This window comes from Paenibacillus sp. NPDC058071 (assembly GCF_042885235.1).
Taxonomy (GTDB): domain Bacteria; phylum Bacillota; class Bacilli; order Paenibacillales; family Paenibacillaceae; genus Pristimantibacillus.
In genome coordinates, this window is the sequence record NZ_JBHVSK010000001.1 from 504312 (window position 1) to 520812 (window position 16501).

The following is a 16501-nucleotide window of genomic DNA, read 5'->3' on the forward strand; positions in this document are numbered from 1 at the left end:
ACCATAAGGAGTGGTGATCGATGGAAGAAAGCTGTGTTCCTACTGGCGTAGAACTTAAAAATACTGGTTTTGGCTATACCTTGTCCTTAATAAACGGAAAGTACAAAATGATTATTTTGTATTGGCTGGCTGAGAACAAAGTATTGCGGCACAACGAGCTCAGACGAAATATTGGCAGTATATCGTTCAAAACGTTAAGCGTTATGTTAAAGGAGCTGGAAGCGGACGGCCTTATTATCCGTAAGGAGTTTCCGCAAGTTCCTCCGAAAGTCGAATACTCCCTCTCTGAACGAGGAATTTCGCTTATTCCTTTATTGGATATGATGTGCGATTGGGGAATGAAAAACGGCTCCCTCTCGTCCGAGGCTGAAGCCGAGGCTGCTCAACGGCAAGCCTAATGATTTTATTGAAAAAGAAGTATCTCCCTGAACGGGAAATACTTCTTTTTTGCATTTCACAGCTTATCAATAAAGGTTAAATAGTTCTGCGCGCTTTCCTCTAGCTCGTTAGGGTCCGTGCCCTCTTCTGCGCCGTAGTAAGCGAAGAATGAGCGATAATCCGCGTTGCAATACAGGAAGCTAATTTCAAACGGGGTTAGCAATTGATCAAGCGTATAGCGGTATTTTCCTTCATTACTGAAGTCGTCTTTTCGAATGCCGGCTGATACAGCTAAAGCCGCTTTACGATTTTTTAATTTATCCCCTTTTGAGCCGTACGCCCAACCGTAAGTAAACACATCATCCAGCCATTTCTTCAAGTGTGGAGGGCAATTAAACCAGAAAATCGGGAACTGCAAAACAAGCTGGTCATGGGACTCGATTAACTTCTGTTCTTTTTCCGCATCGAAATTCCCGTCCGGATATACCTTGTAGAGCTCGTGCACCGTGTACTTTTCGGGATATTTCTTTAGCTCCTCCACCCACCGCTTATTGATTGTTGAATCCTCTATATTGGGATGCGCTACAATGATCAAAGTCTTCAAAGACTCGTCCTCCTTTAAGTTTCTTCTATAGAGGTTGAAGCTTCTGTTATTAACAGCGTTTCAACTTAGATCGATTATAATGCTCCAATCTCAACCAAGTAAGTATGCACTTTTTTTACAGGTACTTACATAAAGGTTAGTATGGCGGCGAAATGCCAAAGAAGCAGCCGGCTAACACCGGCTGCTTCTTCTTAAACGCATCTCAATTATTGGTTTCAACCTCATTCATAAAGCTTCTAAAGTTCTCCACGATTTCTTTTGAACGGGTGTGGTGCAGATAGTGGCTGCCCTCAAATGTCATTACTTTGCCATGCGCCAACTGTTCCACTTGCTCTTCATGCATCGGTATCCAGTCTTCAACATCGGTATTATCTTTCACCAAGAAGAAAATAACCGGCAGTTTTTTAGGAAAACGCAAGCCTTCAACGGCTTTAAAATTTTGTTTAAAGTGTTCCCCTTCACTGAGGACGCTCGCATTAAACGAATTTTTTAGGAATATGATTCTAATCTGTTCTTTAGTCGCGTCATCAACGTTAGGAGCAATGAGTTGATCCGGGCTAAGCTTCGTGAGCAAGCGGAAAAAGCCGGATTGTTTCAGCTGCTTATAGAATCCTGTAGGAAAAGGTTCATCGTTGCCGCCTTGTGTTGAAACACTGCTGTCGATTCCGACAAAGGCAGTCACTTCATTCTCATACTTATTCACATAGTCGAGTCCGTAAATGCCTGCAATGGAGTGACCCATCAGGATGTAACGGTTAATATTCAGTTTTTGCAAAACTTCATGTGTTTCATTGACGATATTTTCTACGGTGCGTGGCTTGTCCGTTACATCACTTAATCCGTAACCAAATGGCTCAACGACAACGACCTTGTAGTTAGGAGAAAGTTCCTCGATCAGCGGTTTAAAATCAAGGGCCGGCGCTCCTGTTCCATAACCCGGAAGCAGCACAACCGTTTCTTCACCCGCTCCTTTCATGAGAACATTGATGTTCCCCCCTTCTATAGGGACAAGCTGGCCGTAAGTCTGTATTTTTCCTTTCTCCACCTTGTTGCTAATCACATTTACCACATACACAACCCCGAGAAAAAGGACAATAACGCCGATTAGGATACCGATTACTTTCAACCATTTTTTCATATCTTTATTCCTTCCACATGTGTCTTATTCTGTCTGTCCACCTCATTATAACAAGTTCGTTTTAGAATGCACTTAACGGAGTCTTAATTCTTTCCGCAGCTGGCAGCTGCAGCAGTATGAATACATCATTAACGGATGCAGCATCACTTATTCTCTTCTAAAAAGATTATCGCTTGAAATAGTCTTCTTACTAGAAAACTAGATTGCAAGGCACAAACAACCATTTTTTATTAGATGGAAGACCCGATGGGTACAAGTCCACATTCTTTTCCGACTTCTTCATATGGTAAAGCAATCACAAATGGAGGTGCTCTTGTTGAGTTGTGGTACCGTTAAACGGCGTAAGCGAGGCAGTAAAAAAACGTTGCATAGAAAGAGAAAGTGCCGCAGAAAAGTAATCATCAAGAAAAAAATTGTTCGAGTTAACTGCCCTCCGCCGAATGTTGATGTCAAACCGGAGGTCATTGTGAATGCTCCTCAAGGACCTCAAGGACCACAAGGGCCTCAAGGGGCTCAAGGACCCCAAGGAGCTCAGGGACTTCAAGGACCTCAGGGGCCCATAGGACCACAGGGACCACAAGGGCCTTCAGGGCTGACAGGCGAAACCGGTCCAACAGGTCCGACTGGGTTGACTGGTGAAACGGGAGAAACCGGACCCGCAGGTCCGACCGGAGAAACGGGGCCGACTGGGCCAGCCGGCGCTACGGGGGCAAGAGGACCGTCAGGACTTCAAGGACCCGCGGGGGTAACAGGTCCTCCAGGAGCAGCTGGAACTTCGTTTATAACGTCAGCATTATTCGTAAGAAGTACGATTGAACAAGAGCTTGCAGCAGCCCCTTCACCCGGCGCTCAAGGTCCTGTAGTACAATTCGATAATACCGCTGTCGTGACTGGTACAGCGTTATCCTTCACGGCGCCTTCTTCCATCAACATACTGGAAACCGGCTTATACAGCATCGAATGGGAAGTGTTCCCTATCTCTGAAGAGGATTCTGTATTCGGGTTGTTTATCAATTCGGTCTTAGTTGCTGGAAGCAATTACGGAACCTCTACTGATTCCAATCCTTATACGGGACAGACGCTTGTGAATCTGACGGCGGGCGGCGTACTGACGTTACATCGTATCGACGACACAGCTTCTTTCGTGGAATTAAACACAAGTGTGGGCGATACACCGGTTATTAATGCTTCGATTGTTATTTTGAAAATAGCTTGACGATATGCTGTCCTCCTTATTGCTTACAAAAGACAAATAAAGCCGCTAGCGAAGACCCGTTAGCGGCTTTATTCCATTTCATATCGTTTAGACAACTTGAAAATGTTCCTCAAACAACTACTTCAAGTAGAGTCCCGTAATAGACTGCTTTGCATCGGCAATTTGCGAAGGCGTGCCTTCGAACACAACTTGTCCGCCCTTGCTGCCACCGTCTGGTCCCATATCGATGATCCAGTCCGCTTGGCTAATCACATCGAGGTTATGTTCGATGACGATCACTGTATTACCGGCGTCCACTAGACGGTTCATGATCTCCAGGAGGTGGCCGATATCCGACATATGCAGGCCGGTCGTCGGTTCATCCATGACATAGATGCTGCCCTTCTTGTGCAGTTCGCTTGCCAGCTTAATACGCTGGCACTCCCCGCCGGAAAGCGTGCTGAGCGGTTGGCCAAGCGTAATATAGTTCAGCCCTACATCGCTCATGGCCTGCAGCTTGCGGACGACCTCTTTCAGTTGGAAAAACTCCAGTGCCTGCTCCACCGTCATTTCCAGTACATCTGCAATAGACTTGCCGTTCAGCTTGTACGCAAGCACCTCTTCCTTGAAACGTTTGCCGCCGCATACTTCACATGGCAGCTTCACGCTTTCAAGAAAAGCAAGGTCCGTATACACGACGCCTAGTCCTTGACAGTTCTCGCAAGCCCCTTTGGAGTTGAAACTGAATAAGCCTTGATTGACCTTGTTCGCGGATGCAAACGCCTTGCGCACATCATCCATTATTCCCGTGTAGGTAGCAGGATTCGAGCGCGTCGATACGCCTATCGCCGATTGATCGATAACGATCGCGTCCGGTTGCTCATTGAGGAAAACTTCATTAATCAACGTACTCTTGCCAGAACCGGCGACACCGGTAACGACGGTAAGCACGCCGGTTGGCAGATCTACACTGACCTTTTGCAGGTTGTGCAGACTTGCATTCCGAATAGTCAGCTTGCCGGCAGACTTCCTGCAATCGCGTTTCAACTGGAGCGGGCGCTTCATATGAGTGCCGGTCAATGTGCAGGATCCCAACAAACCTTGGTAGCTTCCTTCATATACAATAGTTCCCCCGCGACTGCCGGCGTAAGGCCCGACATCGACAATATGATCTGCCACCTTGATGACATCAGGATCATGCTCCACGACAATTACCGTATTTCCTTTGTCGCGCAGCTTTTGAAGCAATTCATTTAACCGGTGAACGTCGCGCGGATGCAGGCCAACACTCGGCTCGTCGAAGATATAGGTGACATCTACAAGACTGCCGCTTAGATGCTTCACCATCTTGACGCGCTGCGATTCGCCGCCGGATAAGGTGTCCGTCTCGCGATCCAGCGTCAAGTATTCAAGTCCGATATCCGCCAAATGCTGCAATCGCTCCGCAAGCGACTTGACGATCGGCGCGGCGACAGGATCGTCAATTTCTCGTATGACCCGGATGAGCTGCCCAACCTCCATCGATGACAGGTCCGCAATGTTGAATCCATTGATCCTGCAGTTAAGCGCCGCTTGATTCAACCGCGCTCCTTTACAGCTGGTACAAGGCCCTTCGGAGATAAAAGGCGCAACCGCTTTTTGGGTACGCTCGGACTTTGTTTTCAAATCCTGCTTGATGTACTTGTTGGTGAACTTCTCGATAACGCCTTCTACTGTAATGTTGGTTGCCTTACCGGCGAAATCGACCTTCACCTTTCTCGCCTTGCCGTACAACAGCTGCTCCAGGTCCTCTTCCGAAAAATCGCTCAGCTTCTTATCCGGATCATAAGAGCCCGACTGCATAACCATCGACCAGTCCCAGCTGCCAACCGTATAGTCCGGCAGCATAATGGCTCCTTCATTCAACGATTTTGACATATCGACCGCTTTGCTCATATCTAAGCCAAGCTTGCGGCCGATTCCGTTGCACTCGGGACACATGCCTTGCGGATCGTTGAATGAGAACATGTTCACATGCCCTACATACGGCTGACCCACTCGGGAAAAGAGAAGGCGCATGATGGGAGAAATATCGGTTATCGTCCCCATCGTGGAATGGGAGCCGCCGCCCAGTCGCTTCTGGTCCACAATAACAGCCATGCTCAGGTTTTCGATCGCATCGGCATCCGGCTGCGGATAGCGCGGCAGAAAATTGCGCACGAACATGCTGAAGTTTTCGTTCAGCAGACGCGTAGATTCTGCGGCAATGGTATCAAAAACAATGGAGGACTTGCCGGAACCGGATACCCCGGTGAAAATTGTAATCTTTCGCTTCGGAATGCGCAGGGATACGTTCTTGAGATTGTTCTCTCTCGCAGCAGAGATGACGATATATTCCTGATTCGTTTCGCTCACGTATTAAACCAATACCTTTTCAAGCTCGCCGCACCATTTGCTCCAGCCATACTTAGCGCCTTCGAGTCCTTGCGGATTCGAGAATCCGGTTTGTTCCAAATGAAGGTTAACCTTACCGTCTCCCAGATCTTGCAGCGTCCAAACAATGGTATGCTGTTCTCCTCCGCTAGCCCATGTATAAGACAGACGATTCGGTTCGTCTACGATAAGCACTTCGCCTTCAATAATGCCGTCCCACCATTCGCTCGGCTGTGTGCGGAACTGAAAACGATAGCCGACTTCAGGTTTAAAATTATTTTCCATCGGCTGGCTATTGTGAATATTAACCACCCACTTCGCAAGCTTGTTTGAATCGGTTAAAGCGGACCAAAGCTTCTCAATCGATGTCGTATACTGAAAATCCAAAGTCAAAGATAAACTCATTCTTCTTCCTCCTCTAATAATTGGTTTAAGCGCAGCATATTTGCACTCCAGAACTTGTTATAGAAAGCCACCCAATCTTGGATCTCTCTAAGCGGTGAGGCGTTTAACCGAAATCGCGTTTCTCTGCCGACTTTGCGGTCAAGTACCAGTCCGGCTTCTTTCAGAATCGTTAAATGCTTGGATACCGCTGTGCGGCCCATTTCAAACTGTGCCGTTAACTCGTGAAGAGGCAGCTCCTCTGCCTCCGCTAATAAGCGAATCAGTTGGCGTCTCGTCGGATCTGCAATCGCGTCAAACACGTCCCGCAACTGGTTGTTATCGCCCACAACACCCTCTCCTACGTTTTGTTGACTTGCTAATAGGACACCATTTGGTGACGTTTTGATTATAAGACACCGTTTGGTGTCCTGTCAATATGCCATTTATTTCTATTATGTCCCATTTATCGTGTTAAAAAGCTGCATTGCGTTCGTGGCTTCAGGCAGTTCATGATATCTTGATTGGTCAAAAAAAACAACGGCCGCTTCTCCGCGAGCCGTTGTCAAATATCCTGAGAAAGCCGATATCTCTGCATTGAATCCCATTCTAGTAGATTTTTTCGGAATAATGTCGAATAAAGGGCTCAAACTTTAATTCAGTGCTTGACTGAAAAGTAGAGAGCAGCGAAGGGCAGAGGGATTCTGGAGAAACGATAGTGGTCGCTTTTAAAGCATGGATCGGAAGAACCCTCTGACCCGCAGCGCCTCCCCTCACTTCAAGTCAAACAATGATTTCGGTTTTGAGCCGGATAAAGCAATCGACATCTACTTAACCATTAATTGCTCCCGTCTTGGCCCTACTGAAATATATTTAATGTTTACGCCAATCAAATTCTCGATGAATGCGATATAGTGCCGCGCAGCGTCAGGCAATTCATTTAAAGCGCGAGCCCCGGAAATATCGCATTTCCAGCCTTCAACATATTCATAAATCGGTTTGGCATTCTCCAGTTTCGCCGTTACCGGGAAACAATTCGTTGTCGTTCCGTCGGACAACTGATAGCCCACGCATACCGGAATCGAATTCAAGTAGCCTAGTACGTCCAGATTCGTTAAAGCTATTTCTGTAGCCCCTTGTACTCTACAGCCGTAGCGGGTGGCCACAGCATCCAACCAACCGACTCTACGAGGGCGTCCTGTCGTTGCGCCATACTCTCCTGCATCTCCGCCCCGCTTTCGCAATTGTTCAGCCTCTGATCCTGCCAATTCCGACACGAACGGTCCGGCGCCTACACAGCTTGAGTATGCCTTAACAACCGTCGTTACATTTGTAATTGCATAGGGAGGAATTCCTGCTCCAACAGGAGCAAATCCAGCAAGTGTTGAAGAGGATGTGGAGAAAGGGTAAATTCCGTGATCGGGATCACGCAAGGCACCGAGCTGTCCTTCAAGCAGAATCGTGTCGCCATTGTCACAGGCTTCGCCAAGCATTTTCGTCGTATCGCAGACATAAGGCAGAAGCTTCTCCGCTTGCTTCAGCAGTGTGGACATTAGCGAATCGACCGCAACGGACTCTTTTCCATACAAATGAACTAGCAGGACGTTTTTCAATTCTAGCAATTGATTCAGTTTTTCCCGCAGTCTTGCATCATGGTAGAGATCTCCTGCCTGAATGCCTAATTTGGCGTATTTATCGGAATAAAACGGCGCTATCCCGCGCTTGGTTGAACCGAAGCCCCGATTTCCCAGCCGTTCTTCTTCAAGCTCATCCAACAGCCGGTGCAGAGGAAGCACGATCTGCGCACGCTCAGAGACGCGCAGGCTCGGAGCCGGGACACCTTTTACAAGCAGCCCGTCCCGCTCAGCCATAAAGGAATCGACATCGAGAGCGACACCCGGACCGATCACATTCGTAACGCCTGGATAAAACACACCGGATGGCAGCATGTGCAAAGCAAACTTTCCGTAATCGTTAATAATCGTGTGCCCTGCATTGCTGCCTCCTTGAAATCGAACAACGTACGAAGATTCAGCAGCTAAAGCATCCGTTATTTTCCCTTTTCCTTCATCTCCCCAGTTTGCTCCGACTATCGCGGTTACCGTCATTGCTTCCGCCCCCCAAATTGATTTCGTTTACAATTGTGATTATAATTTGAGGGTAGATATTAGTAAAATTGATATTAATAATATTAGTCATAAAGAGAGGTAATGCTTTTGAATATTAATATGGAGTGGTACCGCGTGTTTTATTGGACAGCCAAGCTTGGAGGACTTACGAAAGCCGCTGAGAAATTAAACATCACCCAGCCGGCCGTCAGCCACACCCTCAAGCAATTGGAACAAAGCCTTGGCGGACAGCTTTTATTTCGTACCGTGAAAGGAGTGACTTTAACAGCCGAAGGAAAAGTACTCTTTAATTACATTGAACAGGCTCTACACTCCATTGAAATTGCCGAGAAAAAAATGGCTGAGATGAACGATCTGCTCGATGGCGAGATCAGCATAGGCGCAAGCGATACCTTGTGCAAATATTATCTGTTGCCCTATCTGGAGCAGTATCATAAGCAATATCCGCATATCAAAGTTCGTGTCACCAATCGAACAACGCCGGAGACGATTTTACTCCTCAAAGAGGGAAAAATCGACTTCGGCGTTGTCCACCTTCCAACTGACGACCCTAAAATCGAGTTCATCCGCAGTTCGATTCAACAAGATTGTCTGGTTGGCAATAATCAATATGCCGCATTAGCGGAAAAACCGTTTCGCCTGGAGGAACTTCAACATTATCCTCTGCTGCTTTTAGAGCCCGGGGGGAGCACACGCACCTTTTTGGACGAATATGCAAAATCTTATGGCGTTCCGCTTCAGCCGGAGTTCGAGCTGGGGAGCATCGACCTTCTCGTTCAATTTGCACAAAGCGGCTTTGGACTTACGTTCGCCATTCGAAATTATGTCACGGAAGAATTGAAATCGGGCCGGCTGATTGAAATCCCGCTTACTCCGCCGCTTCCCGAACGATCGATCGGCATCGCCATGTTGAAGGGTGTTCCCCTCTCGGCGGCGTCAAAGCAATTTCTTGCACTGCTGCCTAGAAACTAGAATATGACGCGTATGTTTTATGCCTCCGACTCCTGCTCCATGCGTTTCTGTTTTTCAATCACCTTTGGGGTCGGAGGCAAAAACCGCGCCTTCAGAATTCTAGCCGCCAGTAAAATGACGATACAGCCGATGCTGACAAAGATATCCATGCTGCTTTCGAACGTGATCATTTTTCGGGCGATAGCGAGGATTAAAATATCGATGACAAAGTAGATATCCTTCTTAATAATGAGAATCGCCAGCTCAACCCCGACGGCCAGCAGCAAAATTTCGGATAATATGATTTTATAATTTTCTACCAATGTCTCGTGTATCAGATCTTGGAAAATAATCACTACAATTTCTTTGGCTGTCGCCAAAATCGTCAGCAAGAGCAGCCCCACGATCAAAAATTCAAACGCACGAAAAATTTTGTATTTGTACCTCTTATCTTTCATCGAACTCCCCCTCTTTTTCTCTAGCAACAGATAGTGAAAAAGACCATACTATAATAATCTGAAAATTACAATATTAAAATCGATTCGTTCGCAAAACCGTTATAGTTATGTAAAATATTTAGATTTCTGTTATCAACTAGGATAAATAACAAAAAAAGCGTCCCTAAGGATGCTTTTATCATAAATATATACTCTTTTTCTTTAATATTGCTGATCGCAATCCTTTCTGATACAATAAACGGGAACATAAGTTTGCATCCCATTGGAATCCAATGTGTTGAGAGGAGAGTCACAAGGTTTGAAAACCAACATTATTAGTTATCAGACGACAACGAATGAGATAGCCGCATTGAGAGATATTGAAGAGCATAAAATGCTTGATCCCATTAAAGAAGGAAAATGGTCCATTAGGGAGATCATTGGACACCTATACTATTGGGATAAATTTATTTTAGAGCAGCATATCCCTTTCATGGAGCAAGGAGCAAATCTAATTGAATTCCCTGATCATGACTCCCACAACAATGAAGGAATTCAGTATATCAGCAGCATCCAGAATGTAGCTGAATTAATTGATCAGTTTGCACACACTCGCAATCAATTATTTGAGGCTCTTGAACGCATCCAAAACGATGTTCGATTCACAATTGGTTCCGGTAAACGGAAGTTTACTATCGAGAGCTACATCGGTATATTTTCAGAGCATGATATTCATCATTTAGAGCAAATACGGAACAAACTGGCGCTTTAAAGTTTATTTTGCTGGGCCAATGACTTGCAGCTCGTCTGTGCCCAGCTCAAATAAATAGCCCCTTCCCCCTTACCCTCCGACCTTTGCCAATCGATTAAGTCCCAGCTTGATTGCAATGGCATCATCCAAATAACCGATCGGAAAAATATAGTCCGGTATGACATCCGTGGACAAAATGAAATAGAGCAGCACGCTTCCCAGTATGGCGCGCTCGTCCTCAGTAATATGAATATCTTCATACTGCTTATGCATTCTCATAAGCTGGTCGATGAACGGTCCCATTCCGTCTACCTGCTGCGCCTTGCTCGTAAATTTGTTTGTAATAAGCTGGTGTCCTTCCTCCGTCAAGGCGTAGCGTTCGTAGCGATCAAGCTCGAGCTGAATGGAAGGCACAATGTGATCGTAATCGAGCAGACTTGCATGCTTGAGCGTATCTTGTATCAAATTTATTAAAGAGTCCTGCTCTCCCTCTTGGATGCTGCCGCTCTCTATCTCCAGCCCGGTTGCTTCCAGCAGCTCCTTCATCGGCACTTGAAATACCGTCGAAAACTGCTGAAGATGTCTGATCTGGGCCGTTTGCTTGCCGTTGACGATTCGTGATATCGTAGCCGTCTGAATTCCCGTCAACTCACTTAGCTTGCGCATGGACAAGCCATGCTGCCGCATCAATGCTTTTAGCATAAAACCAAGCTGTGGGGCGGCGTGAACATTTTTTTCCTTCTTCATTCCTCATCCTCCCTTCAGCCTCCTTATGCTATATTTTATTCCTCCACCCTCATAAATTTTCCATAATTCAAGTCGATATTGGACGAAAAAATCACGAAAGCTGTCCGCCAAATTAGCCGCTGTTGCTAATTTCTCAACAGTTATTGTCACGATTGCAACAAAGCCTCATACAATACAACAAACATCAAGAAATCAGCTCCAAGCGGCCCGAACTTTGCCGGTTCTCGGCTATTCTTGACGGCTGACATTAGGAGGCGTTATTTCCACATGGCATCTTGGTTAATTGTTGCGGCTTTGACCTTCTCGTCCAGCATTGACAATCTAGGCGTAGGGCTGTCGTACGGCATTCGCAACATCCGTATCCGCGTGTTCTCGAACTTGTTGATTGCCGTCATTTGTTTTTTATTCAGTGTGTTTGGCATCTATTTCGGAATGTGGATCTCCAAGCTGCTGCCAGGCATTCTTCCCGTTATCCTCGGGGCATTCGTTCTCGTCATTATCGGCATTCGCATTATCTTGTTGGCTGCCCCGCGCAAAAACACTAGCGGTGCGGCTGCCGGCGAACAAGAAACGGCCGCTGGACGGGAGGCCTCCGCAACAACTATCGGCTGGGGCGAATCGGTCATGCTCGGCATTGCCTTATCTGCTAATGCGCTTACCAACGGCCTTGGCGCAGGACTGCTTGGACTGTCTCCTCTCCTTATTTCACTGCTGGCGGCGGCAGGCAGCTTTATAACGGTATGGAGCGGTGTTGCTTTCGGCGTCAGATTGGCGCACGTGCGAATTGGCAAATACACGTTAGGGCAATTCGGAACGCTGATCAGCGGTGTTCTGCTGCTTGTCGTCGCAGCGATGGCTTTCTTAAACTAGACTATTCTTCATCAGCGTTAGGTTATGTAAATCGGCTTAGCGCACATCCCGAATGAACTGGGCATACGATAGTGCTATATTTTTCTGGAGGGAATCCTTTGATGAATGATGCTTATGGCGCCCCAGTCCCCAATTTCTATGCTTACTCCCCTTATTCCCAGTTCCCATACCATGCTCCTGATTACCGGCATTACGGTGCGTATGCCATAGTAGCTGGCAATGTGGAGATGAGTCGAGCGGCAGAATCCGCTCTTGTCGGCATGCACCAAGAGGCTTCGACAATTGATTTATTTAGCAGATTAGCCGAGATTGCCCCTGATCAACACTATAACGACCTCATCCAACACGCTTTGAACAATAAAAGAACGCAGTTCCATCAATTTGGCCATCTTTATACCACGCTTACCGGCTCGCAACCGCAATATAAGATTCACCGCATTGATTTTCGCACGTTCCGAGAAGGACTCCAAATAGCCGGTGAAGCTTGCGAGACAGCAAGCAGAGGATATTGGCAAAGCGGTTCCATATCCCAACATCCTTCGGCTCGGAACGTTTTTTTGCAGGCAGCTTCCGCCCAGCATGAGATTAGCTCCAGCATTTCCCGATTGAGCGAAACGGTGCTTAAGGATCATGGCGGCACTCCTTACGTTGTAAATATCGAAGAAGCTGCTAAGAACAACAATACGTACCGAACTGCGATTTGGACTGGACAGCATCTGCAAGTTACGGTCATGAGCATTGAGGTTGGGGACGATATTGGTCTGGAAGTCCACCCTATTGTCGATCAATTTTTACGTATTGAAGAAGGAGAAGGACTGGTACAAATGGGCAGCAGCAAAGAGCGGCTCGATTTTCAGGAAGCGGTTGGCGATACTGATGCAATTATGGTTCCTGCCGGCACCTGGCATAACGTTACGAACACCGGCTCGAAGCCGCTGAAGTTATACAGCATCTATGCCCCGCCTGAACATCCGTTCGGCACCGTTCATCGAAGCAAGGCCGATGCAATGGCAGCAGAGCACTAGTTCAATACCGATCGGCATATTGCTTCAATTGATATTTTACTGAGTATAAAATGCGTCTTATGACAACAGAAAGAATAATAAAAGTCGCATCGGGTAAACTATAATTGCTGGTAGCCGCAAGGCGCCAGCTTGTTTTTTTTGTAATGCTACCTTAAGGATACCGGCTTCTGAACAAGCATAATACTCCCTGTCCGAACAAGATGAATGTTGTTGAATCGGGCTTCTATTTGTATTTTAATCAAAGGAATGCAATATGTGGTAGTAAAAAATTATGAATGCCGTCTAATCGTCCTGCGTGCCGGATTTTATGTTAGGTATTATAACGTATTTAATTGTCCGATACTCAATTCCGCGATCTCCCCTGCTTGTTTTCTCCAATTTAGCATTGACATACAAACGATCGCTCGTTAAAATGAAAATTATAATCGAATTAATGTCATGTTAAATGACACAAACTTCTCTTGTATAAGCTCATTAATTGGAGTGAGCGTCTCGACCAGGCAACCGTAATTGCCCCAGGCTACAAGAGAGCCTTAATAAAATGCCTATTGCACCCAATTAGGATTATTTTATTTGGCTCTCTTTGCTTGGGGTTTATTTACGTTTGACGCCAATCAATTTTAAAGGAGTGTTTATTATGACAAGCATTAGTCGTTCATCTGAAACTCCCGTACAGCTTCCTCGCGACTGCACTTTCTCTCCAAACGACTGGCAGGTTCTATCGCAATTTTGGTATCCGATTGCGATCTCCGATGAAATCAAGGATAAACCGGTGGCTGTAAAATTACTCGACGTCAAATTAGTTTGTTACCGCAGTCGCGGCAGCGTTGTGGTCGCGCGAGACCTTTGTTTTCATCGAGGTGCTCCACTGAGTAAGGGCTGGATCGAAAACGACGAAATTGTGTGCCCCTATCACGGCTTCCGTTATAACTGCAATGGGGTCTGTACAGCAGTCCCGGCACATCCCGAATCTAAAATATCGCCAAAGCTTAAGCTAATTGTCTATCCATCCATCGAACGGTACGGATTGATCTGGACCTCTCTTGCTCCGACAGAGGTACGTCTTCCTGAATTTTTGGGATGGGACGATCCGGACTACATCAATATTTTACCGCCCAGCTTTGATATAGCAGGCTCGGCAGGCCGCCAATTGGAGGGCTTCCTGGATGTCTCGCATTTTGCTTTCGTGCATACGGCCACATTCGGGGATCGCAACAATACCGAGGTTCCTCAGTACAAAGTCGCGCGAGACGGGAATACACTGCTGGCAGATTATTGGAGTACGGTCAGCAACTATGGAAGAGGGCAAGAAAATCCGGCTCCCGACGGATTCATGTGGCTGAGAGCTTTTCGTGTATTTGCCCCATTTGCAGCGTCGCTTACCGTGCATTTTCCGAATGACGGGAAATTAATGATATTAAATTGTGCTTCTCCAGTCTCCGCAAAGCATACGCGATTGTTTTGCCCGATATCGCGGAACTTTGATAAAAACGCCCCCATCGAAGACACCATTAAATTCAATCTGCAAGTTTTTCAAGAGGACAGCGACATGGTCGAAGCACAGACGCCCGAAGAGCTCCCACTTGACTTAATGGCCGAAGCTCATATTCCGGCAGACCGAACCTCCATTGCTTACAGGCAGCTGCTTACGGAATTGGGCTTGGGAAAGAATTATACTTCCTAATAAAGATGACCAGAATGAAGGGGAGGCCGCCGAGCCTCTCTTTTGTTCATTGCAAACCTCATTAGCGTTACATGTGCTCTTGTTCGACTCCAGCGTTAAAGGTTTACGAAGCTAATGCGGACATACTATACTCGTAATTACAACATTCATCGGACAAACCGATAGCAAGGATGACTACCTATTATGGACTTTAAGGATTTAACAACAGCTATAGAAGCTTTAGATTTGAGAAGCTGTCTGGTCAACCATGACGGTCAAATGCTGTTTGAGTATTATCGGAATCCGCTCATTCCGTCAGAAATGGCCAAAATAAACTCGTGCACGAAGAGCATTTTATCGGCTCTTATTTGCATCGCTATGGATCGAAGAATTATCCCGGAGGCAGACACACTGCTTTCCGAATTTTATCCGCAGCTGCTCACGGACCCTGATCCTCGGAAACGGGACATTACGTTGGAGCATCTCTTAACGATGACTGCCGGGTTTCAATGGACTGAGTTCGGAGGAATTAAATCTTTTCCGCGCATGACTCGTTCAGACAATTGGGTTGATTTCGTTTTGGAGCAGCCCATCTCAGATACGCCGGGAAGCCGAATGGAGTACAGCTCTGGGGTATCCCAGCTTCTGTCGGCTATTCTCGTACAGGCATGCGGCACGTCTGTCGCACGTTTTGCCGAAGACAACCTGTTTGGTCACCTTGGCATTGAACAATATGAGTGGGAAATCGATCCTCAAGGCAATCATACCGGCGGTTATGGCATGCGAATGCGCCCTGGAGACCTGCTGAAGTTCGGGCAGCTTTATTTGAATCGCGGGAGTTGGGAGCAGCAACAGCTCGTTTCCGCAGAGAGGGCAAACTTTTCCGTGAAGCCGTTCGTTCCGGCAACCGCGCCAAACACCGGTTTTTACGGCTGGCATTGGTGGGCTGACACGTTAGGCGAACATTCAGATGAGAACGAATATGAGGCTCCCGTGTCGCTGAACTATTTTTACGCGAGAGGCTACGCCGGACAGTTTATCTATGTGGTACCGGACTTGAAAATTGTTGTCGTCCTAACCGACGACAAACGCAAGAAGGACCGAATTCCCGGCAATGCGTTCCTCGATTCTATCGCTCCCCTACTCCTCTCGGAATGGCAGCAACGGCAGGTACAAAGTAAAAACCAAGACTAGATCACTCGCACTGACGTTTTATTCTAGCAGTAAGATTTTGGGAAGTGTATAATGAAAGGTAGTTAGTATTAGTGCTCGTAGGGTGAAGAAACAAGATCTGGTGCGAATGTGAAGCTCACATGAAATCCCTGGGGGATTCGCACTCCGCGTCAGATGCGGGTTTTGGGGATTTAATTTACATTTAATCCCATTTTATGTTGGCGCTAATGTGCTATTCGCACTAAAGCGCTTGCAATCCCTTGTTCTATCAGGGCGTAATTTGCTCGCAGTCGCTCCTTATGTAGGAGCGTGGATTGAAATTACAGCTCAATTATGGCCGTAACATCGTACGACCGTCGCTCCTTATGTAGGAGCGTGGATTGAAATTCTTCGTGGGCTTGTTTAAGGCGCATTGCAAGATCGTCGCTCCTTATGTAGGAGCGTGGATTGAAATTACCTATATTAATCATATCGAAAATGCCCTCCAGTCGCTCCTTATGTAGGAGCGTGGATTGAAATTGCCCATACTGCTCAAGCTGGACATATTTAACGTCGCTCCTTATGTAGGAGCGTGGATTGAAATACGATTAATTCACCTCAAATGTATGATTTTTCCGTGTCGCTCCTTATGTAGGAGCGTGGATTGA

At 46.7% G+C, this 16501-nt stretch carries 16 protein-coding genes, 1 CRISPR repeat array and 1 riboswitch; of the genes, 8 read left to right on the plus strand and 8 right to left on the minus strand.

Features of this window, described 5'->3' with window-relative positions; genetic code table 11:
• Window positions 1–20 precede the first annotated feature (20 nt).
• Window positions 21–398, plus strand: coding sequence for a winged helix-turn-helix transcriptional regulator (locus ACFVTB_RS02305; RefSeq protein WP_387744512.1), 378 nt, complete (start codon window positions 21–23; stop codon window positions 396–398).
• Between the two features lie 56 nt (window positions 399–454).
• Here the strand turns inward: ACFVTB_RS02305 and ACFVTB_RS02310 are convergent, their stop codons facing one another.
• Both ACFVTB_RS02310 and ACFVTB_RS02315 read right to left on the minus strand, forming a co-directional pair.
• Entirely contained in the window at window positions 455–982 is a 528-nt protein-coding gene (locus ACFVTB_RS02310; protein WP_387744515.1) for an NAD(P)H-dependent oxidoreductase, read from the minus strand.
• Window positions 983–1184: 202 nt separating this feature from the next.
• Entirely contained in the window at window positions 1185–2120 is a 936-nt protein-coding gene (locus ACFVTB_RS02315) for an alpha/beta hydrolase (protein ID WP_387744518.1), read from the minus strand.
• Between the two features lie 628 nt (window positions 2121–2748).
• Between ACFVTB_RS02315 and ACFVTB_RS02320 the strand changes: the two genes are divergently transcribed.
• Window positions 2749–3336: a collagen-like protein gene (locus ACFVTB_RS02320; RefSeq protein ID WP_387744521.1), complete on the plus strand. Its 588-nt coding sequence runs from the start codon at window positions 2749–2751 to the stop codon at window positions 3334–3336.
• Between the two features lie 117 nt (window positions 3337–3453).
• Here the strand turns inward: ACFVTB_RS02320 and ACFVTB_RS02325 are convergent, their stop codons facing one another.
• The 4 genes from ACFVTB_RS02325 to ACFVTB_RS02340 form a co-directional block, all read right to left on the minus strand.
• Window positions 3454–5709 (minus strand): ATP-binding cassette domain-containing protein, encoded by a 2256-nt coding sequence (locus ACFVTB_RS02325; protein ID WP_387744525.1) that lies wholly within the window; start codon window positions 5707–5709, stop codon window positions 3454–3456.
• Between the two features lie 3 nt (window positions 5710–5712).
• Window positions 5713–6132: an SRPBCC family protein gene (locus ACFVTB_RS02330; RefSeq protein ID WP_387744528.1), complete on the minus strand. Its 420-nt coding sequence runs from the start codon at window positions 6130–6132 to the stop codon at window positions 5713–5715.
• A complete protein-coding gene (locus tag ACFVTB_RS02335) occupies window positions 6129–6458 on the minus strand; it encodes an ArsR/SmtB family transcription factor (protein ID WP_387744531.1) in 330 nt (109 codons plus the stop codon). Before ACFVTB_RS02335 ends, ACFVTB_RS02330 begins: the two co-directional genes overlap by 4 nt.
• Before the next feature lie 477 nt (window positions 6459–6935).
• Window positions 6936–8216 carry an adenylosuccinate synthase gene (locus ACFVTB_RS02340; RefSeq protein WP_387744534.1) on the minus strand — a complete coding sequence of 427 codons (1281 nt, stop codon included), beginning with the start codon at window positions 8214–8216 and terminating at the stop codon, window positions 6936–6938.
• A gap of 102 nt (window positions 8217–8318) precedes the next feature.
• Here ACFVTB_RS02340 and ACFVTB_RS02345 point away from each other — a divergent pair, with 102 nt between their 5' ends.
• Window positions 8319–9209, plus strand: coding sequence for a LysR family transcriptional regulator (locus ACFVTB_RS02345; RefSeq protein WP_387744537.1), 891 nt, complete (start codon window positions 8319–8321; stop codon window positions 9207–9209).
• Between the two features lie 17 nt (window positions 9210–9226).
• On the opposite strand, the gene ACFVTB_RS02350 is transcribed toward ACFVTB_RS02345, so the two are convergent.
• The gene (locus tag ACFVTB_RS02350) at window positions 9227–9646 is read right to left on the minus strand and encodes a hypothetical protein (RefSeq protein ID WP_387744540.1); all 420 of its coding nucleotides are present in this window, start codon (window positions 9644–9646) and stop codon (window positions 9227–9229) included.
• A 298-nt stretch (window positions 9647–9944) separates the two neighbouring features.
• On the opposite strand from ACFVTB_RS02350, the gene ACFVTB_RS02355 reads away from it, so the two are divergent.
• A complete protein-coding gene (locus ACFVTB_RS02355; RefSeq protein ID WP_387744543.1) occupies window positions 9945–10397 on the plus strand; it encodes a DinB family protein in 453 nt (150 codons plus the stop codon).
• A gap of 69 nt (window positions 10398–10466) precedes the next feature.
• Here the strand turns inward: ACFVTB_RS02355 and ACFVTB_RS02360 are convergent, their stop codons facing one another.
• Complete coding sequence (locus ACFVTB_RS02360; RefSeq protein WP_387744546.1) at window positions 10467–11123, minus strand: DUF1232 domain-containing protein; 657 nt, start codon at window positions 11121–11123, stop codon at window positions 10467–10469.
• A gap of 267 nt (window positions 11124–11390) precedes the next feature.
• Here ACFVTB_RS02360 and ACFVTB_RS02365 point away from each other — a divergent pair, with 267 nt between their 5' ends.
• From ACFVTB_RS02365 to ACFVTB_RS02380, 4 genes are all read left to right on the plus strand, one after another.
• The gene (locus ACFVTB_RS02365; protein WP_387744549.1) at window positions 11391–11993 is read left to right on the plus strand and encodes a manganese efflux pump; all 603 of its coding nucleotides are present in this window, start codon (window positions 11391–11393) and stop codon (window positions 11991–11993) included.
• 101 nt (window positions 11994–12094) lie between these two features.
• Window positions 12095–13018: a cupin domain-containing protein gene (locus ACFVTB_RS02370; RefSeq protein ID WP_387744552.1), complete on the plus strand. Its 924-nt coding sequence runs from the start codon at window positions 12095–12097 to the stop codon at window positions 13016–13018.
• 441 nt (window positions 13019–13459) lie between these two features.
• Window positions 13460–13561: riboswitch (purine riboswitch) on the plus strand.
• A 94-nt stretch (window positions 13562–13655) separates the two neighbouring features.
• Window positions 13656–14702, plus strand: coding sequence for a Rieske 2Fe-2S domain-containing protein (locus tag ACFVTB_RS02375; protein ID WP_387744555.1), 1047 nt, complete (start codon window positions 13656–13658; stop codon window positions 14700–14702).
• 183 nt (window positions 14703–14885) lie between these two features.
• The gene (locus tag ACFVTB_RS02380; RefSeq protein WP_387744558.1) at window positions 14886–15875 is read left to right on the plus strand and encodes a serine hydrolase domain-containing protein; all 990 of its coding nucleotides are present in this window, start codon (window positions 14886–14888) and stop codon (window positions 15873–15875) included.
• Window positions 15876–16143: 268 nt separating this feature from the next.
• A CRISPR array of direct repeats spans window positions 16144–16438; the repeat unit is 33 nt; unit sequence GTCGCTCCTTATGTAGGAGCGTGGATTGAAATT.
• Window positions 16439–16501 lie beyond the last annotated feature (63 nt).